Source organism: Paenibacillus sp. FSL K6-2859, from assembly GCF_038008265.1.
GTDB classification, from domain to species: domain Bacteria; phylum Bacillota; class Bacilli; order Paenibacillales; family Paenibacillaceae; genus Paenibacillus_AQ; species Paenibacillus_AQ nitricinens.
This window is the reverse complement of record NZ_JBBOYU010000001.1, coordinates 6230171-6254345: the sequence shown is the minus strand read 5'-3', so window position 1 is coordinate 6254345 and position 24175 is coordinate 6230171. Positions and strand designations below refer to the sequence as shown.

Annotated in this window: 26 protein-coding genes, 1 rRNA gene and 1 other annotated feature; all 27 genes read left to right on the top strand. The window is 44.8% G+C overall.

What is annotated here, in order from left to right:
- The first annotated feature begins 94 nt into the window (after nucleotides 1–94).
- The 27 genes from rrf (at nucleotide 95) to MHB64_RS27890 (ending at nucleotide 24154) form a co-directional block, all read left to right on the top strand.
- A 5S ribosomal RNA gene (gene rrf / locus MHB64_RS28020) occupies nucleotides 95–211 on the top strand.
- Between the two features lie 421 nt (nucleotides 212–632).
- Nucleotides 633–1805, top strand: coding sequence for a GNAT family N-acetyltransferase (locus tag MHB64_RS28015; RefSeq protein WP_341135817.1), 1173 nt, complete (start codon nucleotides 633–635; stop codon nucleotides 1803–1805).
- Nucleotides 1806–2191: 386 nt separating this feature from the next.
- A complete protein-coding gene (locus MHB64_RS28010) occupies nucleotides 2192–2653 on the top strand; it encodes a CtsR family transcriptional regulator (RefSeq protein ID WP_042131251.1) in 462 nt (153 codons plus the stop codon).
- A gap of 30 nt (nucleotides 2654–2683) precedes the next feature.
- Complete coding sequence (locus MHB64_RS28005; RefSeq protein WP_042192214.1) at nucleotides 2684–3208, top strand: UvrB/UvrC motif-containing protein; 525 nt, start codon at nucleotides 2684–2686, stop codon at nucleotides 3206–3208.
- 28 nt (nucleotides 3209–3236) lie between these two features.
- Nucleotides 3237–4301, top strand: a complete 1065-nt coding sequence (locus MHB64_RS28000) for a protein arginine kinase (protein WP_042131249.1) — start codon at nucleotides 3237–3239, stop codon at nucleotides 4299–4301.
- Nucleotides 4302–4336: 35 nt separating this feature from the next.
- The gene (clpC, locus tag MHB64_RS27995; RefSeq protein WP_042131248.1) at nucleotides 4337–6805 is read left to right on the top strand and encodes an ATP-dependent protease ATP-binding subunit ClpC; all 2469 of its coding nucleotides are present in this window, start codon (nucleotides 4337–4339) and stop codon (nucleotides 6803–6805) included.
- A 193-nt stretch (nucleotides 6806–6998) separates the two neighbouring features.
- Nucleotides 6999–8366 (top strand): DNA repair protein RadA, encoded by a 1368-nt coding sequence (gene radA, locus MHB64_RS27990; protein ID WP_060625849.1) that lies wholly within the window; start codon nucleotides 6999–7001, stop codon nucleotides 8364–8366.
- A 14-nt stretch (nucleotides 8367–8380) separates the two neighbouring features.
- Nucleotides 8381–9457, top strand: coding sequence for a DNA integrity scanning diadenylate cyclase DisA (gene disA, locus MHB64_RS27985; protein WP_042131246.1), 1077 nt, complete (start codon nucleotides 8381–8383; stop codon nucleotides 9455–9457).
- A gap of 64 nt (nucleotides 9458–9521) precedes the next feature.
- Nucleotides 9522–10259, top strand: coding sequence for a CDP-diacylglycerol--serine O-phosphatidyltransferase (gene pssA / locus MHB64_RS27980; protein WP_042192208.1), 738 nt, complete (start codon nucleotides 9522–9524; stop codon nucleotides 10257–10259).
- A gap of 179 nt (nucleotides 10260–10438) precedes the next feature.
- A complete protein-coding gene (locus MHB64_RS27975) occupies nucleotides 10439–11527 on the top strand; it encodes a PIN/TRAM domain-containing protein (RefSeq protein ID WP_042131244.1) in 1089 nt (362 codons plus the stop codon).
- A gap of 95 nt (nucleotides 11528–11622) precedes the next feature.
- Entirely contained in the window at nucleotides 11623–12321 is a 699-nt protein-coding gene (gene ispD, locus MHB64_RS27970; protein ID WP_341135816.1) for a 2-C-methyl-D-erythritol 4-phosphate cytidylyltransferase, read from the top strand.
- Nucleotides 12318–12806, top strand: coding sequence for a 2-C-methyl-D-erythritol 2,4-cyclodiphosphate synthase (gene ispF / locus MHB64_RS27965; protein WP_094877209.1), 489 nt, complete (start codon nucleotides 12318–12320; stop codon nucleotides 12804–12806). The genes ispD and ispF overlap by 4 nt, the downstream gene beginning before the upstream one ends.
- Before the next feature lie 53 nt (nucleotides 12807–12859).
- A complete protein-coding gene (gene gltX, locus MHB64_RS27960; protein ID WP_094877208.1) occupies nucleotides 12860–14323 on the top strand; it encodes a glutamate--tRNA ligase in 1464 nt (487 codons plus the stop codon).
- A 511-nt stretch (nucleotides 14324–14834) separates the two neighbouring features.
- The gene (cysE, locus tag MHB64_RS27955; RefSeq protein ID WP_094871863.1) at nucleotides 14835–15527 is read left to right on the top strand and encodes a serine O-acetyltransferase; all 693 of its coding nucleotides are present in this window, start codon (nucleotides 14835–14837) and stop codon (nucleotides 15525–15527) included.
- 49 nt (nucleotides 15528–15576) lie between these two features.
- Nucleotides 15577–16986: a cysteine--tRNA ligase gene (cysS, locus tag MHB64_RS27950; protein ID WP_341135815.1), complete on the top strand. Its 1410-nt coding sequence runs from the start codon at nucleotides 15577–15579 to the stop codon at nucleotides 16984–16986.
- A complete protein-coding gene (locus tag MHB64_RS27945) occupies nucleotides 16983–17417 on the top strand; it encodes a Mini-ribonuclease 3 (protein WP_094871864.1) in 435 nt (144 codons plus the stop codon). The genes cysS and MHB64_RS27945 overlap by 4 nt, the downstream gene beginning before the upstream one ends.
- Before the next feature lie 37 nt (nucleotides 17418–17454).
- Nucleotides 17455–18219, top strand: a complete 765-nt coding sequence (gene rlmB / locus MHB64_RS27940) for a 23S rRNA (guanosine(2251)-2'-O)-methyltransferase RlmB (protein WP_042131237.1) — start codon at nucleotides 17455–17457, stop codon at nucleotides 18217–18219.
- Between the two features lie 2 nt (nucleotides 18220–18221).
- Nucleotides 18222–18743, top strand: a complete 522-nt coding sequence (locus tag MHB64_RS27935) for an NYN domain-containing protein (protein WP_094871865.1) — start codon at nucleotides 18222–18224, stop codon at nucleotides 18741–18743.
- Between the two features lie 158 nt (nucleotides 18744–18901).
- Nucleotides 18902–19546, top strand: a complete 645-nt coding sequence (gene sigH, locus MHB64_RS27930) for an RNA polymerase sporulation sigma factor SigH (RefSeq protein ID WP_036680496.1) — start codon at nucleotides 18902–18904, stop codon at nucleotides 19544–19546.
- A 391-nt stretch (nucleotides 19547–19937) separates the two neighbouring features.
- Entirely contained in the window at nucleotides 19938–20087 is a 150-nt protein-coding gene (gene rpmG, locus MHB64_RS27925; RefSeq protein ID WP_076099620.1) for a 50S ribosomal protein L33, read from the top strand.
- Nucleotides 20088–20107: 20 nt separating this feature from the next.
- Nucleotides 20108–20299 (top strand): preprotein translocase subunit SecE, encoded by a 192-nt coding sequence (gene secE, locus MHB64_RS27920; protein WP_036680497.1) that lies wholly within the window; start codon nucleotides 20108–20110, stop codon nucleotides 20297–20299.
- 21 nt (nucleotides 20300–20320) lie between these two features.
- Nucleotides 20321–20854, top strand: coding sequence for a transcription termination/antitermination protein NusG (gene nusG / locus MHB64_RS27915; protein WP_036680499.1), 534 nt, complete (start codon nucleotides 20321–20323; stop codon nucleotides 20852–20854).
- A gap of 75 nt (nucleotides 20855–20929) precedes the next feature.
- Entirely contained in the window at nucleotides 20930–21355 is a 426-nt protein-coding gene (gene rplK, locus MHB64_RS27910) for a 50S ribosomal protein L11 (protein ID WP_042131235.1), read from the top strand.
- An 82-nt stretch (nucleotides 21356–21437) separates the two neighbouring features.
- Nucleotides 21438–22130 carry a 50S ribosomal protein L1 gene (rplA, locus tag MHB64_RS27905; RefSeq protein WP_036680504.1) on the top strand — a complete coding sequence of 231 codons (693 nt, stop codon included), beginning with the start codon at nucleotides 21438–21440 and terminating at the stop codon, nucleotides 22128–22130.
- 67 nt (nucleotides 22131–22197) lie between these two features.
- Nucleotides 22198–22350: a sequence feature (ribosomal protein L10 leader region), on the top strand.
- A 64-nt stretch (nucleotides 22351–22414) separates the two neighbouring features.
- On the top strand, nucleotides 22415–22918 hold the full coding sequence (gene rplJ, locus MHB64_RS27900) for a 50S ribosomal protein L10 (RefSeq protein WP_042192187.1): 504 nt from the start codon (nucleotides 22415–22417) through the stop codon (nucleotides 22916–22918).
- 66 nt (nucleotides 22919–22984) lie between these two features.
- On the top strand, nucleotides 22985–23344 hold the full coding sequence (gene rplL / locus MHB64_RS27895) for a 50S ribosomal protein L7/L12 (protein ID WP_036680508.1): 360 nt from the start codon (nucleotides 22985–22987) through the stop codon (nucleotides 23342–23344).
- A 210-nt stretch (nucleotides 23345–23554) separates the two neighbouring features.
- Nucleotides 23555–24154, top strand: coding sequence for a class I SAM-dependent methyltransferase (locus tag MHB64_RS27890; protein ID WP_094871866.1), 600 nt, complete (start codon nucleotides 23555–23557; stop codon nucleotides 24152–24154).
- The last annotated feature ends 21 nt before the right edge of the window (nucleotides 24155–24175 follow it).

Below are 24175 nucleotides of genomic sequence, written 5' to 3'. Positions count from 1 at the left end.
TTCAGGCATCAAGCCTGGATTACGCTATGGAATTTATTCACACTTCTGTGATGAAGCAAATTTCACGCGACAGCGTCTGTTTCACAGACGCATGTTTGGTGGCGATAGCGGAGGGGTTCCACGCGTACCCATCCCGAACACGACCGTTAAGCCCTCCAGCGCCGATGGTACTTGGACCGAAGGGTCCTGGGAGAGTAGGACGTTGCCAAGCACAATTAGACCACTGTTGAGTAATCGACAGTGGCTTTTTTGCGTTTATTGTAGACTGTGGAAAACTTGTGGATAAACTTTTGAATTTGCAGAAAAGTTACGCACATGTGGATAGATGATTGAGAGAAAAATAATCCCTAAATAGTGTGGATTAAATACATATTTATATGGATCTGTCAACAAAAAACCTAAGTAATACACGGGTTGCTGTGGATAGAGCGAGAATTATGTGGATAGAGCTATTGATAAGTGGATAACTATTTTAACTTGGATAGGACAAGATTTCAAGACTATTTTTAAACCTGCATAGAGCTGTGGATAACTGAAAATAAAGTTATAAAATATTGCAATAGATTAGCGCACAATTGACGCTCTTGTTATACTTATCCTAAAAGTAATTTTATAAAGGATGAGGTGAGTTTGTGGTAATAAGACAGTTACGTTCAGAAGAATTTGTTGCGAGCATGAACTTGTCAGAATATTCTTTTCAGTACAAGCTTCCTATTGAAAAAAGGGCAAGTGCAAAGGAAAGATTCAAGGCTGAACAGGTATGGGGTGCTTTTGAGGACGGAACATTGGAAGCTAAATTGACGATTATTCCTTTCCAAGTCTACATACAGGGCAGAGTGGTACCTATGGGTGGTATAGCAGGAGTAGCTACATGGCCAGAGAACCGCAGACAAGGGCATGTGGCAAATCTTTTGTCTCATGCGCTGCATACGATGAATGAGGCAGGTCAAACGCTCTCTTTTCTACACCCGTTCCTGATTCCGTTTTATCGTAAATTTGGCTGGGAGGTTTATTGTGAATATAAGAAATACTCTATTCCAGTAGCGAAGTTTCCCAAAAAGGTTGAAGTTGAGGGCAAGGTTAAACGGGACATCAAAGATATCGAAGTATTGGATAGCCTATACAATCGATTCGCTGTTAGTTATAACGGGACACTTAAGCGCGATTTGGACTGGTGGGAGAACTCTGTTCTAGAAGATGAAGGAAAGAGTGCAGTATTTTACTCCAAGAGTGGTGAACCAGAGGGATATGTGCTGTATAAGATAGAGAACAGAGAACTGGTCATTGATGAATTTGTTTTTTTGAATGAACAAGCTCGGCAGGGGCTGTGGACATTTCTTGCGAACCATGATTCGATGGTGACCGGTGCATCCTTAAAGCTGGTGCCTTCGGATGACATGTTACCCTTCTTGCTGCCAGATCCACGTATAGAACAAGAGAATTATCCTTATTTTATGGGGCGGATTGTTAATGTCAAGTCATTCATTGAAACATACGCCTTCAGAGGAAACAGTAGTCAAAAGAAGCAGCTTATATATATCGAAGATAAGTATGCACCTTGGAATGATGGATTGTGGGCATGGAACATCTCTAATGAGGGATCGGCTACTTTGACACGAGTGGAAGGGGAACGGGCGGAAGCAGACTTAAACTGTGATATAGGCACATTGACGGCCTTGATGCTTGGATACAAACGACCAACAGAGATGGCTCGTTATGGAAGTGTCTCTGGCTACGCAGCAGCAGTGGAATGGTTTGAAGAAATTATTCCACAAGCACAGACAGCTTTATTTGATCATTTTTAAAATATAAGAAAGCATAAGTTCAACGCTATACATTATCGTTATATTTCTCGCATAAACGCTTATCGTCCTAATAAGGACAACGAAGACGTTTATTCTTGACAAAAATTAGGCTCTCCCCTTCGAAAGAAGTTGGGAGAGTTCTTTATTTCCGAATACATTCGCTGAAAAAAGTGAAAAATAAGAGAATCCACTTGGAATTAGCACAGAATATGTTATAATATTAAAAAGTCAAAGAAAGTCAAAGTCAACGAAGCTTAATGACAGCGATCCGATCCTTTGAACGCGTGGGATTATCCACAAATGTTTAAGTTCAATTAAAGACCATTGTCATTATGAATGCAAGTTGCAATTGGTATTATAAAGATTCAAGCACTGGAGGATGAGTGATGCGCAATATCTCTGATATTATCGAACAATATCTGAAGAATATTTTGCATGAAAGTCCCGAAGGTACGGTGGAAATCCAGCGAAATGACCTGGCGGACCAGTTCTCATGCGTACCGTCACAGATCAATTATGTCATCAGTACACGCTTTACTCTGGAAAAAGGTTATGTGGTGGAAAGTAAGCGGGGTGGCGGGGGATATATTCGTATTCAACGTTTTGAATTACCACCAAACGTGGCACTGCATGCCCATTTAAACCATACTATAGGTGGCGGGATTGATCAGAACGCTGCTGAAGGGCTGATTTATCAGCTGGAGGAAGCTGGTTTTCTAAGTAAGCGTGAAGCGTGCCTTATGCGCGCTGCTGTTTCTCGGGAATGCCTAACGGTTAAGATTCCATACCGGGATGAGATTCGTGCCAAGATTATGAAGGCGATGTTAATCTCTTTGTTAGGCAAATAATTGTCAACCATAAGGGAGGGGCTTTCGCTTATGCAATGCCAGGAATGTGGCGTCAAGCCGGCAACACTCCACTTCACTAAGATCGTGAATGGAGAGAAGACAGAGTTTCATATCTGCGAGAGCTGTGCACGGGAGAAGGGTGAACTCATTCCCGGAACGGCTGGAGGATTCTCTATCCACAGTCTGCTCTCAGGTCTGCTTGATCTTGAAGGTGCCGGCAAGGAGAAGTCGGCTGCAACGAAGACTACGCAGAGTCTGCAGTGTGAGAATTGTGGGATGACTTACTCCCAGTTTAGCAAATTAGGCCGTTTTGGCTGTAGCTCCTGTTATGAGTATTTTAACAGTGCACTGGACCCGCTTTTTAAGCGAGTGCATGGCAGTACTTCACATGTAGGTAAGATTCCGAAACGTGCAGGAGCTCAGATTGTATTTAGACGCCAAATAGATGAACTCAAGCAGGAATTACAGCAAAGTATTACACAAGAGGAATTCGAGAAAGCAGCGGAGCTGCGAGATCAGATTCGTAAACTTGAAAAAGAAATAGCACAAGAGTAAAGTCTTTGATATATAGGGGGGATATGACATGTCAAGTCTCCGATTTACTGAACAAGCGCTTAGTGATTGGATGCGTTCTGGAGGTAGTCACTCCGAGATTGTAATTAGCAGTCGTATGCGTATTGCCCGTAATCTAGAGCATCTTCCGTTCCCAATGCTGGCTTCCTTAGAGCAATCGGAAGAAGTATTAGAGCTACTGGCTCCTGTGTTTCATGAGGAAGCAGCTGCAGATTTCGGATCTTTTCAACTCCTAAAGCTTGATGAAGTGAATGAACTGGACAAAAAGGTACTGGTTGAGAAGCATCTAATCAGTCCTAACTTGGCTAATGATTCGCGCAGTGCGGCTGTCTTATTAAATGAAGATGAGTCGGTCAGCATCATGATTAACGAAGAGGACCATCTGCGAATCCAATGTCTGTTTCCTGGTCTTCAGGTCAGAGAAGCATGGGAACGTGCGACGGCGATTGATGATATATTCGAGGCAGCTGTCAATTACGCTTTTGATGATAAAAGAGGATATTTGACTAGTTGCCCCACCAATGTGGGTACTGGGCTTCGTGCCTCGGTAATGCTGCATCTGCCAGCGCTTGTAATGACTCATCAGATCAACCGCATATTGTCTGCAGTGAACCAAGTGGGATTGACTGTAAGAGGAATTTACGGTGAGGGTAGCGAAGCAGTAGGGAACATCTTTCAAATTTCTAATCAGATCACTCTCGGTCAAACGGAAAGTGAAATTATAGAGAACCTTCATAGTGTAGTTACCCAGATTATAGAGCATGAGCGAAATGCACGTGAACGGTTGCTTGTTGATTCCGCCTTGAGAATAACTGACCGAGTGAAGCGTTCTTACGGAATTTTATGTTATGCAGCTCTTATGGAGCTTAAAGAATCTGCTCAACGCCTGTCTGATGTGAGACTTGGAGTTGACCTTGGCATTCTGGAAGGCCTTTCGATTTCAGTGCTTAATGAACTTAACGTTAAGACACAGCCAGGATTTCTGCAGAAGATGTTCGGCGATGAGCTGAACGCCACTGAACGAGATATGTATCGGGCAAAACTGCTCCGAGAGACATTGGGAACACAACATTAATATAGATATTTACTATTCATGGAGGTGCAGGAGATATGATGTTTGGAAGATTTACGGAACGCGCACAAAAAGTGCTAGCGCTGGCGCAGGAAGAAGCTGTTCGTTTAGGACACAACAATATTGGTACAGAACATATTTTGCTCGGACTTATTCGTGAAGGAGACGGCATTGCTGCTAAGGCATTAATAGCTTTAGGGCTAGGTCTTGAAAAAATCCAGGACGAAGTGGAGACATTGATTGGCAGAGGTCAAGAACAGCCTACGAACATTGCTTATACTCCTCGCGCTAAAAAAGTGATTGAGCTGTCGATGGACGAAGCCCGCAAATTGGGTCATACGTATGTTGGCACTGAGCATATTTTGCTTGGACTTATCCGTGAAGGGGAAGGTGTCGCGGCTCGTGTGCTTAATAACCTCGGCATCAGCTTGAACAAAGCTCGTCAACAAGTGCTTCAGCTCCTGGGAAGCAGCGAGGCTGCCTCTAGTCATAGCGGGACTCCGGCTAACGTCAGCACACCGACCCTAGATGGTCTTGCGCGCGATTTGACCGCTTATGCTAAGGAAGGCAATCTAGACCCAGTTATCGGTCGTAGTAAGGAAATTGAACGTGTTATTCAGGTACTGAGTCGCCGGACTAAGAATAACCCGGTACTGATCGGTGAACCTGGTGTTGGTAAAACAGCTATCGCTGAAGGACTTGCACAAAAGATTATCAATAATGAAATCCCAGAAACACTTCGCGACAAACGCGTCATGACGCTCGACATGGGCTCAGTAGTGGCTGGAACAAAATATCGCGGTGAGTTTGAAGACCGCCTCAAGAAAATTATGGATGAGATTCGCCAAGCAGGTAATATCGTGCTCTTTATCGATGAGCTTCATACGCTAATCGGTGCTGGTGGCGCGGAAGGAGCCATTGACGCATCTAACATTCTGAAACCGGCGTTAGCCCGTGGAGAACTTCAGTGCATTGGTGCGACTACGCTTGACGAATATCGTAAATATATTGAAAAAGATGCAGCACTCGAGCGACGATTCCAACCGATCACGGTGGATCAGCCTTCTCCTGAGGAAGCGGTCCAAATTCTTTTCGGACTTCGCGATCGTTATGAAGCGCATCACCGTGTGAAGATTACGGATGAAGCTATTGTGGAAGCAGTGAAGTTGTCCGACCGTTACATCCCGGACCGTTTCTTGCCAGATAAAGCGATTGACCTTATCGATGAAGCAGGATCTAAAGTAAGGCTTCATTCTTACACCATCCCGCCAAATCTGAAGGAGCTTGAAATGCGCTTGGATGATATCCGCAAGGAGAAGGATTCCGCAGTGCAGAGTCAAGAGTTTGAAAAAGCGGCGGCCTTGCGTGATACAGAGCAAAAAATCCGTGAAGAACTCGATACGACAAAGAATCAATGGAAAGAAAAACAGGGTCGCACGGATTCAGAGGTTACACCTGAAGACATTGCACAGGTTGTAGCTAGCTGGACGGGTATACCTGTAAGCAAGCTGAAGGAAGAGGAGACCGACCGTCTACTTAACATGGAGGCTTTACTGCATGAACGAGTGATCGGTCAGGACGAAGCTGTTAAGGCAGTTAGCCGGGCACTGCGCCGTGCGCGTGCGGGTCTTAAAGATCCGAAACGCCCAATGGGTTCTTTTATCTTCCTCGGTCCTACAGGTGTAGGTAAAACTGAGTTGGCTCGTGCATTGGCTGAAGCCATGTTCGGCGATGAGAATGCGGTCATCCGTATTGATATGTCGGAATACATGGAGAAGCACTCCACGTCCCGCTTAGTCGGAGCTCCTCCTGGATATGTTGGCTATGAAGAAGGCGGCCAATTAACCGAGAAGGTACGCCGTAAACCTTATTCTGTAGTGCTGCTTGATGAAATTGAAAAAGCGCACCCAGAAGTATTCAACATTTTGCTGCAAGTACTTGAAGATGGTCGATTAACTGACTCTAAAGGACGGGTAGTCGATTTCCGTAATACATTAATTATTCTGACTTCTAACGTAGGCGCACAAGCGATCAAGAAGAATTCGACACTTGGATTCACAGCTGTGCAAGATGCTGGAGCAGAATACGGTAATATGAAGGGCAAGGTTATGGAAGAGCTGAAGAAGAGCTTCCGTCCAGAGTTCTTGAACCGGATTGACGAAATCATCGTCTTCCACTCCCTTGATGAGAAGCATATTGCTGAAATCGTTACGTTGATGTCTGATGAACTGCGCAAGCGACTGCGTGAATATGATGTTGATTTCGTACTCACGGATGCGGCGAAGGCTTTCCTGGCTAAGGAAGGCTACGACCCAGCCTTTGGTGCACGTCCATTGCGTCGTGCGATTCAGAAGCATATTGAAGACCGTCTTTCCGAGGAATTGCTCCGAGGAAATATCCAAAAGGGTGATTCGCTCAACATTGATGAAGTTGGCGGAGAACTTGTAGTGAATAAAGTGGATGCTCCTGTAGCGCCATTGCTTGAAAAAGAAGTAGAATCCGAATAAAAAAATGGAATAAAAAAAGCTTCCGCTCCTCAGTTTATAGAGGGGCGGAAGCTTTTTTAATATAAATTTATCACTAAAAAATATACATTTAGTACAAATTCCGAATGACCTTTCGTTAAAGGGGCAGAAATGGTAAACTTTCATTAGAAGAAAATATCCGCAATTTAAAAGTTCGGAACCGTAAGGAGAACAAATGGCTAAACCAAAAACTAAATTTTTCTGCACCGACTGTGGATACGAATCACCAAAATGGTTCGGAAAATGTCCCGGGTGCCAAGCTTGGAACTCCATGGTGGAGGAAACAGAAAGCGTAGTCAAAACACAGGGAATGAATGCCCCTATTTTTCATAGTAAAGAAAAGGCACAATCGATCATAAGTATAGAAAGTGACAAGGAACCGCGCATACTGACAGGTATAGGTGAGCTTAACCGTGTTCTCGGTGGGGGGATCGTGCCAGGATCGCTGGTACTAGTAGGGGGAGACCCAGGAATCGGTAAATCTACGCTCTTATTACAGACGTCGCATGCTCTGACAACTCAGGGATTGCGAGTACTGTACATTTCGGGCGAAGAATCGGTAAGGCAAACTAAGCTGCGTGCGGATCGCCTCGGGGCGTTGTCAGCTGAGCTATATGTACTATGTGAGACGAATATGGAAAGCATAGAAGAAGCGATTGAACAAATTCAGCCGCAATTTCTTGTTATCGATTCGATTCAGACTGTATTTATGCCAGAAGTAACTAGTGCGCCAGGCAGTGTGACCCAGGTTCGGGAATGTACGACAAGATTTATGCGTATCGCTAAGATTCGGGGAATTGCTACAGTTCTCGTTGGGCATGTCACTAAGGAAGGCGCTATTGCAGGCCCACGGATGCTTGAACATATGGTGGATTGTGTGCTGTATTTTGAGGGAGAGCGGCATCATACGTATAGACTCCTGCGGGCTGTAAAGAACCGCTTCGGTTCAACGAATGAAATCGGCATTTTCGAAATGGGTGAAGTGGGTCTAACCGAAGTAGAAAATCCATCAGAGCTCTTTTTGTCGGAGCGTCCACTCGGCGTAGCCGGATCTACAGTTGTGGCCAGTATGGAAGGGACTAGACCGGTGCTTGTTGAGCTTCAGGCTCTTGTCGCTGCCACTCATTTCCCCTCCCCTCGCCGGATGTGCACAGGTATGGATCACCAGCGGATGGCACTCATTATCGCTGTACTGGAGAAGCGGATGGGTATGTTCCTGCAAAATCAGGATGCTTACCTTAATGTAGCTGGAGGAGTAAAGCTGGATGAACCGGCGATTGATTTAGCAGTAGCTATTAGTATCGCTTCCAGCTTTCGTGATATTTCAACAAAACCTTACGATGTTTTCTTCGGTGAAGTAGGACTTACAGGTGAAGTAAGAGGTGTTTCGCGCGCGGAAATGCGTGTGAAGGAGGCCGCGAAGCTAGGCTTCCGGCGGGTGATCATGCCAGAGAAAAGTTTGAAAGGCTGGAAGCACCCGCAAGATATCCAGATTATTGGCGTCAGTACCGTAGCAGATGCACTATCGGTCGCGTTAGATTAGGGGGCACAGGGATTATGAAAGAATATAACCAATTAGAGAATATGAATGATCTGCTCAGACTGGCGGCACCGGGGACACCCTTTCGGGAGGGTCTTGAGAATGTGCTGCGCGCTAAGACGGGGGCACTAATCGTCGTTGGATATAGTCCTGAGGTGATGGAGGTAGTGGATGGAGGATTCTCCATTAACTGCGATTTTTCGCCCAATTATTTATATGAGCTTGCCAAAATGGACGGTGCCATTATTCTTAGTGAGGATTTGAAACGCATTTTGTATGCAAATACACAGCTAATTCCGGATTCGTCCATCTCTTCCATCGAGACAGGCATTCGTCACCGGACCGCCGAGCGCGTAGCGAAGCAAACAGGTAAACTGGTGGTTTCTATTTCACAGCGCCGCAATATCATTACCCTGTATCAAGGTTCCATTCGGTATGCGTTAAAAGAAATCGGAGCTATCTTGGCTAAAGCTAATCAAGCGATTCAGACCCTCGAAAAGTACAAAGCGGTTCTTACACAAGGACTGACGAATTTGTCTGCTTCGGAGTATGAGGGAATCGTAACCGTGGCCGAAGTGGTCGGAGTGATTCAGCGGGTAGAGATGGTTTTGCGCATAAAAATGGAGATTAAACGATATATAAATGAACTAGGCAACGAAGGGCGCTTAATCAGCATGCAGATGGAAGAACTGGTTGGAAATACAGAGGAAGAAGCATGGCTCCTATACAGAGACTATGCTAAGGAAGAGCAAGAAGATAAAATTCGTGAAATTATTGCCGGTCTCAAACGTATTAGTGATGATGACCTAATGGATGACAACCATATTGCTCGATTGTTGGGCTACTCTTCTACGGCAATTTCTTCTGAAGAGGTGGTTACTCCGCGTGGATATCGCCTGCTTAATAAGATTCCGCGGCTTCCAAATGTGATCATTCATAATCTGGTGGAGCGGTTTGAAATGCTGCCTAATTTGATGTCTGCAAGCATAGCTGAACTGGATGAAGTGGACGGAATTGGGGAGGTGCGGGCTCGTAATATTCAGGATGGGCTCAAACGTTTACAGAAGCAAGTTCTTATTGACAGGCAAATGTAAATAACATACAATCACGTAATATTGGAGCTGTTTAAGGCCAATGTGAGAAAATTGAGGTGAAGAAATGATACAAAAATCAATTCCGAGTCTTTTTACCATAGGTAACTTGATGCTCGGAATGTTTGGTATCATGATGGCTTTTGACGGTAAAGTTAGCATGGCCGCTATCATGGTTATTATTGCTATGCTGTTAGACGGATTAGATGGCCGAGTTGCTCGTGCACTTAAATGTGAGAGTGAATTTGGTAAGGAACTGGACTCTTTGTCTGATGTCGTTTCTTTTGGAGTAGCACCTGCTGTTATTATGTATGTTTCAAGCCTGCATGATTTAAATTCTGCATTAGCCTGGACAGTAACTGCAATTTTCCCGGTGTTTGGTGCATTGCGCCTAGCTCGCTTTAATGTTCATCCAGGAGTTCCTGGTTATTTCATCGGATTGCCAATTCCTGCTGCTGGTGGTGTACTTGCCACATTAGCTCTTTTTAATAAAGATGTTTCCGCTCCATTTATGATCGTGGCTACATTGCTTTTATCATATTTGATGGTCAGCACTGTTAAATATCCTAATTTTAAGAAGGTTGGATTACCTAAAAAAGTGGTTGTCGGAGCGCCAGTAGTCATTGTTGTTGCGGTGGCTGTTGCTGTTGTGTTCCCTGAACAAATTGCTAAGCTAATCTTCGTCTTACTTGGGATTTACGCATTATATGGTTTTAAACAAAACATTGATCGATTGACAGCCAGACGCCGTCACCGTCGTAGAAGACGTTCTGAAGATAAAGTGTATCACTCGAAGAACGGTTAAAGCAGTCTTGTAGTAAGGTTGAACTAATATAATTATAGCTAGAGGCTTTGTCGTCCTTAGGGGATGGCAAAGCCTTTTTGCAATTCCAGCGCTATTCCAAGTTTATCGTCTTGAAAATTGGAACATACTGGTGAGGTATTGATCATTCAAGGATGAATAAAAAGGAGGTGCGTTAGGTTATGTGGAAAAAAGTGATATTGTCTTTTGCTTTAATATGTGGTGCTTGGTCTGGTTTTTCGCTATACCATGCGCTTGAAAGAGGATTCCCTAAGGGGATGGAAAAGCTGAGTGAAAGTTTACCTGTAGAGGGAAGCATTTTGTTTACGGTGCTGGGTGCCATTATTTTTTTGTTTGCGGGGTCTTTATGCGCGGAATGGGGAGGTTCAAAACTGCGGGAGGCGGTTCTGTACTGTTCGCGTATACCAATGAATGAATTAGCTGCAGGTGCAGCTGGGCTTACAGGGGGGCTTTTGCTATCTCTTCTGTTATATCCTGCAATGATTTGGCTTGGAAAAGCTGGGCAGTTGCTGCAGGTACCCGTTACGTTAGCTTTTGGATATATGGGGCTGCGGATCGGTCTGGAGAAAAAAGAGGAACTAGCTGCACTTTGGACAACTGGACGCTGGGGGCAAGCGGCTGAGCCGGAAGGTCGTGGGCTGGAGGAACATAAAATCCTCGATACAAGCGTTATTATTGATGGTCGGATCGCTGATATTTGCAAAACCGGATTTATTGAAGGAACGATTGTCATACCGGAATTCGTACTTGAGGAGCTCCAGCACATCGCAGATTCTTCGGATCTTTTGAAACGGAATCGTGGACGGCGGGGACTTGATATACTCAATAAAATCCAAAAAGAGCTCGATGTGAAGGTGTTAATCTATGAGGGAGATTTTGAAGAAATCTCTGAGGTGGATAGTAAGCTGGTGAAGTTAGCGAAGGTGCTGCGAGGTAAAGTAGTTACTAATGACTTCAACTTGAATAAGGTTTGCGAATTACAGGGAGTCTCAGTCCTGAATATTAATGATCTTGCGAATGCCGTGAAGCCCGTAGTGTTACCTGGTGAGGAAATCGTAGTTCAGGTCATTAAGGATGGCAAAGAGCATGGACAAGGGGTAGCCTATTTAGACGATGGAACAATGATCGTTGTGGAAGGCGGACGGGAATACATCGGAACCACGATGGAGGTTCTCGTCACGAGTGTGCTTCAAACTTCAGCTGGACGGATGATATTTGCGAAGCCAAAGCTGCTGGAAAAAGCACAATAAGCGTAGATAAAGTGCACGGCAAATGTCCTATGGGTTGGAAATGCCCGCCAAACACGTTATGATGGGAATATACGTGAAAGACAGGAGCCTGAGTAATGTCAAACAGTGTGGGCGTCGTCATTGTGGCGGCAGGCAGAGGAACGCGAATGGGGACTGTAGAGAGCAAGCAATATCTGTTACTACAGGGTAAACCAGTAATCGTTCATACGCTGGAAGTATTTCAGCAGCATGACTTGATTTCCGAAATCGTGCTCGTAACCGGTAAGGAAGATATTGATCGTTGCCGGGAATGGATACAGCTCTATAAGCTGGACAAGGTTAAGGCTATAGTGGCTGGTGGATCTGAGCGTCAGCATTCCGTACATAAAGGATTGTTGAAACTTACGACACAGTGGGTAATGGTACATGATGGTGTTCGTCCGTTTGTGCAGCCGAATGAAATTGAGGCATGTTACGAGCGAGCGAAGCAGATCGGCGCTTCAGTTCTTGCTGTACCCGTCAAAGATACGATCAAACAGGTAGATAACGAAGGTAGAGTACTGTCTACGCCGGATCGGCGAAGTCTGTGGGCGATTCAAACCCCGCAGACTTTTCGTCTTTCTGAATTGCTGGATGCCTATGCGGCCGCGGAGCGGGATGGATTTCTAGGTACTGATGATTCCAGCTTGGCAGAGCGTGCTGGTATTCCGGTTTCTGTGGTAGAGGGAAGCTACAGAAATATTAAGATTACGACGCCAGATGATTTGGATTTTGCAGAATTCACAGAAAGAAACAGGGGAGAGGGACAATCATGATCGCTGTAGGACAAGGATTTGATGTACATCAACTGGTTGAGGGAAGGCCTTGTATTATTGGAGGCGTTACGATTCCTTATGAAAAAGGATTAGTAGGACATTCCGATGCTGATGTTTTGCTGCACGCAGTAAGTGACGCGATTCTAGGCGCACTAGGACTTGGTGATATTGGCAGACATTTTCCGGACACAGATCCAGCGTTTAAGGACGCGGATAGCTTGAAATTATTAGAACAAGTGTGGGCACTTGCTAGAGAGCGAGGGTACAAGCTTGGGAATATCGATTCAACGATTATTGCCCAAAAACCAAAGATGGCGCCGTACATTCCACAAATGACGGAGATTATCGCTCGTGCGCTTCACGCGGACCCGTCCAAGGTGAACGTTAAAGCTACGACTACTGAACAGCTTGGTTTTGCCGGTCGTGGCGAAGGAATTGCCGCACAATCTATTGTCTGTCTACTCCAAGATGTGATATCATCTTGAGATGGTCTAAGTAGCAAATCTAAGTTTTAACCATATGAAGCGGAGGGAATATAATGACGGATCAAGTCCGGGTGCGTTATGCACCGAGCCCTACGGGACATTTACATATAGGTAACGCCAGAACGGCGCTGTTTAACTATCTGTTCGCCCGTAATCAAGGCGGTAAGTTCATCATCAGAATTGAAGATACAGACGTGAAGCGCAATGTCGCAGGCGGCGAAGAGAGCCAGCTTAAGTATTTGAAATGGCTAGGCATGGATTGGGATGAGAGTGTTGATGTTGGCGGAGAGTACGGACCTTACCGCCAGACTGAACGTCTTGACCTATATCGTGTATATTGGCAGGATTTGCTGGATAAAGGTTTGGCTTACCGCTGCTACTGCACAGAGGAAGAACTGGAAGCAGAACGTGAAGAACAGACTGCACGTGGAGAAACCCCTCGATATTCCGGCAAACACCGTGATTTGACGGAAGAACAACGCCTTGCCTTTGAAGCTGAGGGACGAGTAGCTAGCATTCGCTTCCGTGTACCAGAAGATCGTACGTACACGTTCGATGATATCGTAAAAGGTACTATTTCTTTTGATACGAAAGAAATGGGTGATTTTGTTATCGTGAAGAAGGACGGAATTCCGACCTATAACTTTGCGGTAGCTGTTGATGATTATTTGATGGCTATCACCCATGTACTACGTGGGGAAGATCATATTTCCAACACACCACGTCAGCTTATGATCTATGAGGCTCTTGGTTGGAAACCCCCAATATTTGGTCATATGACACTGATTGTCGGTGACAACCATAAGAAACTTAGCAAGCGGGATCAATCTGTAATTACATTTATTGAGCAATATGATGAATTGGGTTACTTGCCTGAGGCTTTGGTTAACTTCATTTCTCTACTGGGCTGGTCGCCAGAGGGAGAAGAGGAGATCTTCAGTAAAGAAGAACTTATTTCTATTTTTGATGCGGACCGTTTGTCCAAAAGTCCGGCTGTATTCGATAAGCACAAGCTGGCGCATCTAAATAATCACTATATTAAGCATGCTGATCCTAAACGGATCTCGGCATTAGCGATTCCACATCTGCAAAAAGCGGGAAAAATACCGGCTGAGCTGAATGATGAGCAGCAGGCATGGGCAGAAAGCCTTGTAGCACTGTATCAAGAGCAGATGACCTCTGCCTCCGATATCGTAGAGCTATCTGAACTATTCTTCCGCAGCCATCTGGAGTTAGAAACAGAAGCGGCGCAGGTTCTGGCGGAAAGCCAAGTGCCTGAAGTTTTGTCTGCTTTTCTGGCTAAGGTTGAAGCTTGTCAGGATTTCAGCGCTAGTAATATGGCTGTACTGATCAAGGAAGTGCAGAAAGAAACAGGGCACAAAGGCAAAGCGCTCTTTATGCCGATACGTGTGGCTTTAACCGGACAAACGCACGGACGTGATCTTAATATAACGATTGCTTTGCTCGGCCAAAACCGTGTCATCGAACGTTTGAAATCACAAATTAAAGGAGCTTAAGGTAGTATTACTTATCATTAAGCCTCTTGTCAGTCCCTTAGCTTTTACGCTAAGATAGAACCATATGATAATAGCTGTGATCAGGAGAAGTACGTCCATAAAGGCAATTGCCAGAGAGAATAACCGAGAAAGGGATACCCTTTCGGGCTGGGAGTTATTCATTTGTCCGGGGCAGAACATGCGCCTGTGAGCTGCACGGTTGAACGATCCTAAAGGCTCGTTAGATCGCGCCGGGTACATCGCCGTTAATGATGCCAAGTGGAACGAAGGAACTCTGCCGATGGTAACAACAGCAGTCTGTTTGATTCGTTCAAGCAGAGTGGAACCGCGGTTAAACGTCTCTGCAGCTTTATGCTGCAGGGGCTTTTTTTGTTTCGGGGTATCTTTTCTAATATAACAAACCAAGCAAACACCCACAGCATATGTATGATAAGAATGATGGATTGGAGACAATACCTTCCTTGTGTACCTGTAAACAGGAGATGGGGGAGTCAAGAAGAGAGGAACCGTGATGTTTAAGCATATTAAGTCGGACATTCGGGCGGTATTTGATAACGATCCCGCAGCCCGCAGCTGGTTCGAGGTTGTCTTCACATATGCAGGGTTGCACGCCATTTGGGGTCACCGGATTGCCCATTCTTTTTTCAAACGCCGCTGGTATACAATGGCCCGTATGGTCTCACAGTTTAGTAGATTTATGACCGGTGTTGAAATCCATCCCGGAGCTGTCATCGGAAATAGGCTGTTTATCGACCATGGTATGGGGATTGTTATTGGAGAAACCTGTGAAATCGGTGATGATGTTATTATCTATCAAGGGGTTACACTCGGGGGGACAGGGAAAGAAAAAGGTAAGCGCCATCCCACAGTTGGCAACAATGTAGTTATTGGTTCTGGTGCGAAGGTATTAGGATCGTTTCGTATCGGTGACAATTCAAATATAGGTTCGAATGCGGTTGTACTGCGTGAAGTCCCAAATAATAGTACGGTAGTAGGAAATCCGGGCCGTGTAGTAAAACGTAACGGTGAACGTGTATCCGATCGCTTGGATCATACCAAGATGCCAGACCCGCTTGTAGATTCACTTCGATTTCTGCAAAAAGAGATCGAAGAGATCAGAGAGAAGCTTGGCGGAGAAGATAAGCAAAAGACCGCGCAGCGGCTAGTCGAAACTCAGCAGTACATTGGTGATTACGAAATTTAAGCATATCCGGTACTTAAGGAATCGGGACAAAAGAAAGGGTTGGAATAGGATGGCTTTACAAATTTACAACACAATGACACGCAGTAAGGAGCAGTTTGTGCCTCAAGAGTCGGGCAAGGTGAAAATGTATGTATGTGGTCCAACCGTTTACGGATATATGCATATCGGAAATGCTAGGCCTATTATTGTCTTTGATATGGTCCGGAATTATTTGGAGCAACTCGGCAATGAGGTACGGTATGTTACGAACTTCACAGATGTAGATGATAAACTGATACGCAAAGCAGAAGAAATGAACACTTCCGTAGCAGAGGTTGCTGAGATTTTCATTAATGCTTATCGTGAGGATCTTGAAGGGCTTGGAGTAAAGCCGGCAACATTGAATCCGCGGGTAACAGAAAGCATGGAGCTGATCATTGAATTCATTAAAGAGCTTGAGGAAAAAGGGTATGCCTACGAGAGTGGTGGCGATGTATACTACCGCACTTCCAAATTTGAAGACTACGGTAAACTGTCCCGTCAGAATCTGGATGAATTGCAGTTTGGTATTCGCGTGGAGGTAGACTCACGGAAAGAGAAACCTGAGGACTTTGTGCTGTGGAAAGCAGCAAAACCAGGTGAAGTGTACTGGCAGAGCCCATGGGGAAATGGACGCCCTGGCTGGCATATTGAATGCTCGGCCATGGCAAGAGAGTTCTTGGGGGATACGATGGACATCCACGGGGGTGGACAAGATTTGCAGTTCCCGCATCATGAATGCGAATGCGCTCAGACAGAAGCTCTGACGGGTAAGCCACTCTCTAATTACTGGATGCACAATGGATTTATCAACATCGGTGATGAAAAAATGTCGAAATCATTGGGTAACGGTTGGCTTGTGAAAGATATCCGTGGGCAATTTAAAGCTGGGACTATTCGTTATTTCATGCTGTCGACCCATTATCGTAATCCGTTGAACTTCTCGGTGGATTCAATGACTTCAGCTGAAAAGAGCGTAGAACGTATCTCACTTGCAGAAAGTAACGTTAAGCATCGTTTTGAACTTGCTGCTGAAGGTGCTCAGGGTGAGGTCAGCTTAGAGATTAATGATAAGTTATCTGCTATTGTGGCCAATTTTCATGCTAGAATGCAGGATGACTTTAATACCCCTGATGCGATTACCGCTATGTTTGATTGGGTGAGTCTTGCAAACCATACCCTTGCGAATAGTGAAGCAGCCCCTGCTGATTTTGCTGCGCTGCTGCAAGCTTTTGGGGAAATGAATGCTGTGCTGCGTTTGACACCTGAGCATGAAGAAGAAGAGATCGCGAGTGAAGAAGTTGAAAGATTGATCGCGGAGCGGGTTGAAGCGCGTAAGAATAAGAATTGGAGCCGGTCCGATGAGATTCGTGATGAATTAGGGCGCTTGGGCATATTGCTTGAGGATACTCCGCAAGGAATGCGGTGGCGGCGTAAATGAGTGAGGAACGCAAGTTTCAGAACGGGTGGTTTCCTTACGAGCCTTCCAAACCTGCGCGACTCCTCTCGCCAATTGTGCTTGCCTATGTAGGAGATGCCATTTACGAAGTGTCAGTTCGCCAGTATTTAGTATCTCTTCCGAATTTGCGCCCAAACCATTTGCATCGCTCTGCTACAGGACTTGTATCCGCTAAGGCGCAGAGTGCAATACTTGGATTTTTGGAGTCAAGTCTCACAGAAGAGGAAAAAGATGTCGCCCGTCAGGGGAGAAATGCTAAATCGGGAAGTATTCCTAAGAATGCAGATGTGCTTGAATACCGTCATGCTACTGCTTTTGAGTGTCTGATAGGTTACTTATACTACACAGGTCAACAGGAGAGAATACAAGAAATTGTGAACAGTGGCATACAGTTTATGTTGAAACAGCCTTGATAAGGCTTTTGCGAAATAGAGAATAGGAGAAGTGAACATGGAAGAAGATTTGAAGACAGAAGAGGAAATATTGGCTGGGAAGCATTCAGTGCTTGAGGCGCTTCGTGCGGGTCGTACCTTAAATAAAATATGGATTGCAGAAACGGCCCAGAAGCATCTGACCGCACCAATCGTCGCTGAAGCACGTAAAGCGGGGATTGTTATTCAGCATGTGGACAAGCGTAAGCTGGATCAACTTGCGCCTGGAGTTCAACATCAGGGGGTAGTTGCTCAAGCGGCACCTTTTGCCTATGTCGAGGTAGATGATCTGCTGGCTGCAGCTGAAGCCAAAGGAGAGCCTGCATTCTTGATTTTACTGGATGAGATTGAAGATCCGCATAACCTGGGATCCATTCTGCGGACAGCAGATTGTACTGGAGTGCATGGAGTAATCGTACCTAAACGCCGTTCGGCTCAGATTACTGCTACCGTCTCCAAAACATCAGCAGGTGCCGTGGAATATGTTCCGGTTGCGCGGGTCACTAACCTAGGTCAGACCATTGATCGTCTGAAAGAGCAGGGAGTCTGGGTAGTAGGTACGGATGTGGATACAGATCAGAATCTGTTTGGATCCAATATTTTCACAGGACCGGTAGCTGTTGTAATCGGTAATGAGAATAAAGGAATGGGACGCTTGATTCGTGAAAAATGTGATGTATTACTTAAGCTGCCGATGGCCGGAAAAATCAATTCATTAAATGCCTCTGTCGCCGCAGGAGTCATTATGTATGAAGTGGTACGCCTTCGGCAACAGCAGGGATAACTATGGCCGACTGGCGCGATGTGCTGCTTGTGGACGGGTACAATATGATCGGTGGCTGGCCGGAACTTGCGGCACTGTCCCAGATTGGTATGCAGGAAGCACGCGACCGCTTAATGGATTTGCTGGCGGATTACCAAGCTTACTCAGGACGAAGAGTGATTGCAGTTTTTGATGCATACCGTGTTCCAGGGTTAGGAAGGTCATTTGTCCAGGGTAAGGTTCAGGTGTATTTCACCAAGGAAAAAGAAACCGCAGATGAATGCATTGAGCGACTGGTTGGGGAATTTAGCAATCGGCGCCGGCAGATCTATGTAGCTACTAGTGATCTTATAGAGCAGCATATTATTTTTGCTCAAGGTGCATTGCGAATCTCTGCAAGGGAGCTACACCTGGAAATTGAGGAGAACCAGAAGCAAGTTAAAAAAGCTATTGAACCTGGTAGCATCAGTTCTACACGTCATTCCTTAGAAGATAAGCTGCCTCCTGATGTGCGTAGTAAATTGGAAAAATGGCGTAGGCAGTGACAAGTGGGAAGATTTAGGTGATATTTTTATTCCATTTTATGCTATTGCAGATTGATTTTGGACAAATCCGGTTGACGGTGTAAGGTAACATAATATATACTGATCCTATATTTCGCGAAGTAACGATGTGTCTTGCGTTGCAGCCGGGGGGATTCTTGGTGAGTGTCGACCTCAAGGAAATAATGCTGTCCGAGTATGATTTCATAAGTGATGAAGATATTGTCGAGGCTTTCCGTGGTGGCGACAGTGGCGCATTGGAACACTTAATTAATAAATACCGTAATTTTGTACGTGCTAAAGCCCGCTCTTATTTCTTGATCGGGGCAGATCGTGAAGATATTGTTCAAGAAGGAATGATTGGTCTCTATAAGGCTATTCGTGACTTTAAAGGTGACAAGCTCTCTTCATTCAAGGCTTTTGCTGAGCTCTGCATAACACGTCAGATTATAACCGCTATTAAGACGGCCACTCGTCAGAAGCATATTCCGCTTAATTCTTATGTTTCTCTGGACAAGCCCATTTATGATGAAGATTCCGACCGGACGCTTATGGATGTCATTTGTGGAACTCAGGTACTAGATCCAGAAGAGCTAATTATCAATCAAGAAGAATTCATTGGACTTGAAGATAAGATGGCAGAGATTTTAAGTGACCTAGAGCGTAAGGTTCTGATGTTGTATTTAGACGGACGATCTTATCAGGAAATTGCTGAAGATCTTAAGCGACATGTGAAATCTATTGACAACGCTTTACAACGAGTAAAGCGGAAATTAGAAAGATATCTAGAAGTGCGTGACAATTAATGATATAATGAACACAAGAGGGCTCGTACATCGAGTTCTTTTTTTTAGTCTCATGAAATTGCTTAGATAGAATTAGGAGCTAACACCATAAAATTCTATTTGAGTCGATTTTAGTTGTTGCCGTTGAGGGTAGGTTTATACACAGTCGGAATGCCCCATAATGATAAGGAAGACAGCGAAGTGTGAGGAAGAGATAGACCCAAGGACAGGGTACGGCCATATGACTATAACACCCGAAATTACCCAGTGCAGAACGGAATTCTTTCGTTGACACAGACCTTGACATTATGCTAAAGTGTTTTAGGTAGGCCTAAATTCGCGGCTTTTTTTAGGATCAATATTTACGTCTTCTAATTGTATTGTTAGAAGGACGTCTCGGGAGGTGCACATCATGCGGGTAATTATCACTTTGGCTTGTACAAGTTGCAAACAAAGAAACTATGCGACTACCAAAAACAAGCGAAATCACCCCGACCGCATGGAGATGAAGAAATTTTGCAAGTATTGTAACTCGCAAACTCCTCATCGCGAAACCAGATAGTCTGTGGAGGTGTAGTCGGCATGAAACGTAGTTTCAAGTCTATGTTTTCCTTTTTCACTGAGAGCTGGAGTGAACTCAAAAAAGTTCGCTGGCCAAGTCGTAAAGAATTGACCAACTATACATTGATCGTTCTCGGTACAATTGTAGTTGTCGCTATTTACTTCTGGGTTCTGGACATCGGTATTTCCGCTGTGATTGAAGCGATTATTTAGAGAGGTCCCAGGTGGCTTGATATGGAAAAAAGATGGTATGTCGTTCATACCTATTCTGGGTATGAGAATAAGGTCAAAGCCAATTTGGAAAAGCGCGTTGAGTCCATGGGCATGGAAGACAAAATATTCCGCGTTCTTGTTCCTATGGAAGAAGAAATTGTAAACAAAGACGGTAAGAAAAAAACCGTTATGCGTAAAGTTTACCCGGGTTATGTTTTGGTGGAAATGGTTCAGACTGATGATTCCTGGTATGTTGTCCGCAATACTCCGGGCGTTACTGGATTTGTTGGTTCGACAGGCTCAGGGTCTAAACCAACAGCTTTGCTTCCGGAAGAGGTAGAACAAATTCTGAAGCATATGGGCATGGTTGAACCTAAAGCGAAGATTGATTTCGAAATCAAGGAATCCGTACGTATTATGGTTGGTCCGTTTGCGAATTTTGTGGGATCCGTGGAAGAAATTTTGGCTGACAAGAGCAAGATCAAAGTGCATGTGAACATGTTTGGACGGGAAACCCCGCTAGAGTTGGATTTCACTCAAGTGGAGAAAATATAACATAAGCTAAGGGTTTCTTGTGGGAGAGCGCCAATGGCGTTCTAAGACCACTATTTTTGCAAGGAGGTGTCACTCATGGCTAAAAAAGTTATTAAAATGGTGAAACTGCAGATTCCTGCAGGGAAAGCGAATCCAGCGCCTCCAGTAGGTCCGGCGTTAGGTCAAGCAGGTGTCAACATCATGGCATTCTGTAAGGAATTTAATGCTCGTACTGCCGACCAGGCTGGCTTGATCATTCCGGTTGAAATTACAGTATTTGAAGACCGTTCCTTTACGTTCATCACTAAAACTCCTCCGGCTGCTGTTCTGCTTCGCATCGCTGCTAAAGTAGAAAAAGGATCCGGCGAACCAAACAAGAAAAAAGTAGCAAAAATCGGCCGCGCTGCGGTTCGTGAAATTGCTGAAACAAAAATGCCTGACCTTAACGCTGCATCTGTAGAAGCTGCAATGCGTATGGTTGAAGGTACTGCTCGCAGTATGGGCATCACAATCGAAGACTAGTAGTTTTCGAAGGATCGGTCATTCGTGACCCGCAAGTATGTGGGAGGAATTTCCGCTAACACCACAAAGGAGGAACATTTTCATGGCTAAACATGGTAAGAAATACCAAGAAGCTGCTAAGCTGATCAACAGCGAAGCAACTTACGAGCCTTCAGAAGCTGTAGAGCTTGTGAAAAAGGCAGCGACTGCAAAATTCGACGAAACCGTTGAAGCAGCAGTTCGTCTGGGTGTAGACCCGCGTAAACAAGACCAAGCAGTTCGTGGTGTTGTTGTCCTGCCTCACGGCACTGGTAAAACACAACGCGTGCTTGTATTTGCAAAAGGTGAAAAAGCGAAAGAGGCAGAAGCTGCTGGCGCGGATTTTGTTGGTGATCAAGACATGATCAACAAAATTCAACAAGGCTGGTTTGAATTTGATGTCTGCGTAGCTACACCTGATATGATGAGTGAAGTCGGTAAACTGGGTCGTCTGCTTGGTGGTAAAGGTCTTATGCCTAACCCTAAAGCTGGCACAGTTACATTCGATGTTTCCAAGGCTGTGCAAGAAATCAAAGCCGGTAAAATCGAATATCGTCTTGACAAAGCAGGTCAAATTCACGCGCCAATCGGCAAAGTGTCCTTTGATGCTGCACAATTGAACGATAACCTTAAAGCTCTTATCGACGCTTTGAACCGTGCGAAACCAGCTGCTGCTAAAGGTGTATACCTTAAAGGCATCTCGATTTCTTCCACAATGGGTCCTAGCGCTCGTGTGAACACAACCGTCTTCAGATAAATAAGGGTTGACTCTTTGAGTCGATTTTGATAATCTATAACAGTTGTGAAACTTAAGGTATCAATCTTAACCTTGAATATGCTTACCGTAGACAGTAGGTGCCTTAGTGCTTAATTTCCTACCGAGGTGTTGTGATAGAAACAAGAAGTAACGAGCTTGCTCGTATAACTTTCGTTTTATCAAGCCTTCGTGATTCTGCGGAGGCTTTTCTAATGCCTGCGTAGGAGCGGTGATGCTTTCCTTGGAAAGGACGCCGACACATAAATTTTCAGGAGGTGTATACATTGGCAAATGCAAAAGTAATTCAAGCAAAACAGGATGCGGTTGACGTTGTTACTGCGAAACTGCAAAACAGTCTTTCGACTGTTGTAGCGGACTATCGTGGATTGAACGTTTCCCAAGTGACTGAACTGCGTAAGCAACTTCGTGAAGCTGGCGTTGAGTTTCAAGTCCTGAAGAACACATTGCTACGTCGCGCAACTGCTGCGGCTGAGTTGACTGAGTTGGATGAAGTTTTGACTGGTCCAACAGCTATCGCATTCAGCACAACTGATGCAGTAGCTCCAGCTAAAATTTTGAACGATTTCGCCAAGAAAAACGACGCTTTGAAATTGAAAGGCGGCGTAGTAGAAGGACGTGTCATCGACGCGGACCAATTGAAAGCACTGGCTGAGCTTCCATCCCGCGATGGTTTGCTGTCCATGCTGCTTAGCGTACTTCAAGCTCCAATGCGCAACTTCGCGCTTGCAGTTAAAGCTGTTGCTGAAAAAGAAGAACAAAGCGCGTAAGCCTTTGACTCTTGCAGCATAAATCAATACCACAAACAAATTTAAATTATAAATGGAGGTTCAATCATGAGTAAAGAAGCAATCTTGGAAGCAATTAAAGGCATGAGCGTATTGGAACTGAACGACCTGGTTAAAGCAATTGAAGAAGAATTTGGCGTAACAGCAGCAGCTCCAGTAGCAGCTGGCGGTGCGGTAGCAGCAGTAGCTGAAGAGCAATCCGAATTTGACGTAATTTTGACAGGCGCTGGCGCTTCCAAAATCAACGTTATCAAAATCGTTCGCGAAATCACAGGCCTTGGCTTGAAAGAAGCTAAAGACCTTGTAGACAACGCACCAAAAGCAATCAAAGAAAAAGTAAGCAAAGACGAAGCCGAAGCTACTAAAGCAAAATTGGAAGAAGCAGGCGCAGCTGTAGAAGTGAAGTAATTCCTTCTATACTGAAAACCCCTTGAACTTGTTCAAGGGGTTTATTTTATAAAAATATAAGAAAGTATAAGTTTTATACTATACTTTATCTTTATATTTCTCGCTGAAAGCTTACCGTCCTTATAAGGACATCAGAGGCGTTTATGCTTGATAGAGTTAGTAGGGTTGTGTGAATACAAACTATTAACATAAAGGAAAGGGAGGATAGAGATGTCGCAACATTATTATTCGCAGCAACCGGAAGTGCGTCATGACAGACGTACCATCGACACCGTTCTAAGAGGCAAAAGCTTTCGTTTTACAAGTGATGCGGGTGTGTTCTCTAAAGGAGACATCGATTACGGTAGTCGAGTTCTCATTGAAGCTATGGATATTCCGGACGGTTCAGCAGTGCTTGATGTGGGTTGCGGATATGGACCGATAGGCATAAGTGCAGCATACCTAGCCCCCAAAGGGCAAGTTACGATGATTGATATTAATAGTCGTGCGGTAGAACTTGCGCGTGAAAATGCCCAGCACAATGGAATCCGGAATGTTACGGTAATGGAAAGCGATGTGCTCGGCGCATTGAATGAACAACAAAAGTTCGATGTGATTCTTACCAATCCTCCGATACGTGCAGGAAAAGCTGTAGTGCATCAGATTTTTGAAGAAGCTTATGAGCATTTAAATGAGAGTGGATTTCTGTGGATTGTTATTCAGAAGAAGCAGGGCGCTCCATCAGCGGTAGCTAAACTTGAAAGCTTGTTCTCAAATGTAGAAGAAGTGGGCAAAGATAAAGGTTATCGTATTATTAAAGCTCAAAAATAAAAATCAATAGGTTATTGACAT

Bases quoted from the DNA above. Each gene is read 5' to 3' on its own strand.
- rplL (WP_036680508.1), top strand. From the start codon at position 22,985: ATGAGTAAAGAAGCAATCTTGGAAGCAATTAAAGGCATGAGCGTATTG.
- rplK (WP_042131235.1), top strand. From the start codon at position 20,930: ATGGCTAAAAAAGTTATTAAAATGGTGAAACTGCAGATTCCTGCAGGG.
- ispF (WP_094877209.1), top strand. From the start codon at position 12,318: ATGATCGCTGTAGGACAAGGATTTGATGTACATCAACTGGTTGAGGGA.
- MHB64_RS27935 (WP_094871865.1), top strand. From the start codon at position 18,222: ATGGCCGACTGGCGCGATGTGCTGCTTGTGGACGGGTACAATATGATC.
- clpC (WP_042131248.1), top strand. From the start codon at position 4,337: ATGATGTTTGGAAGATTTACGGAACGCGCACAAAAAGTGCTAGCGCTG.
- gltX (WP_094877208.1), top strand. From the start codon at position 12,860: ATGACGGATCAAGTCCGGGTGCGTTATGCACCGAGCCCTACGGGACAT.
- nusG (WP_036680499.1), top strand. From the start codon at position 20,321: ATGGAAAAAAGATGGTATGTCGTTCATACCTATTCTGGGTATGAGAAT.
- secE (WP_036680497.1), top strand. From the start codon at position 20,108: ATGAAACGTAGTTTCAAGTCTATGTTTTCCTTTTTCACTGAGAGCTGG.
- pssA (WP_042192208.1), top strand. From the start codon at position 9,522: ATGATACAAAAATCAATTCCGAGTCTTTTTACCATAGGTAACTTGATG.
- MHB64_RS28005 (WP_042192214.1), top strand. From the start codon at position 2,684: ATGCAATGCCAGGAATGTGGCGTCAAGCCGGCAACACTCCACTTCACT.
- radA (WP_060625849.1), top strand. From the start codon at position 6,999: ATGGCTAAACCAAAAACTAAATTTTTCTGCACCGACTGTGGATACGAA.
- cysS (WP_341135815.1), top strand. From the start codon at position 15,577: ATGGCTTTACAAATTTACAACACAATGACACGCAGTAAGGAGCAGTTT.
- MHB64_RS27890 (WP_094871866.1), top strand. From the start codon at position 23,555: ATGTCGCAACATTATTATTCGCAGCAACCGGAAGTGCGTCATGACAGA.
- rplA (WP_036680504.1), top strand. From the start codon at position 21,438: ATGGCTAAACATGGTAAGAAATACCAAGAAGCTGCTAAGCTGATCAAC.
- MHB64_RS27975 (WP_042131244.1), top strand. From the start codon at position 10,439: ATGTGGAAAAAAGTGATATTGTCTTTTGCTTTAATATGTGGTGCTTGG.
- rpmG (WP_076099620.1), top strand. From the start codon at position 19,938: ATGCGGGTAATTATCACTTTGGCTTGTACAAGTTGCAAACAAAGAAAC.
- ispD (WP_341135816.1), top strand. From the start codon at position 11,623: ATGTCAAACAGTGTGGGCGTCGTCATTGTGGCGGCAGGCAGAGGAACG.
- rlmB (WP_042131237.1), top strand. From the start codon at position 17,455: ATGGAAGAAGATTTGAAGACAGAAGAGGAAATATTGGCTGGGAAGCAT.
- cysE (WP_094871863.1), top strand. From the start codon at position 14,835: ATGTTTAAGCATATTAAGTCGGACATTCGGGCGGTATTTGATAACGAT.
- MHB64_RS28010 (WP_042131251.1), top strand. From the start codon at position 2,192: ATGCGCAATATCTCTGATATTATCGAACAATATCTGAAGAATATTTTG.
- MHB64_RS27945 (WP_094871864.1), top strand. From the start codon at position 16,983: ATGAGTGAGGAACGCAAGTTTCAGAACGGGTGGTTTCCTTACGAGCCT.
- disA (WP_042131246.1), top strand. From the start codon at position 8,381: ATGAAAGAATATAACCAATTAGAGAATATGAATGATCTGCTCAGACTG.
- MHB64_RS28000 (WP_042131249.1), top strand. From the start codon at position 3,237: ATGTCAAGTCTCCGATTTACTGAACAAGCGCTTAGTGATTGGATGCGT.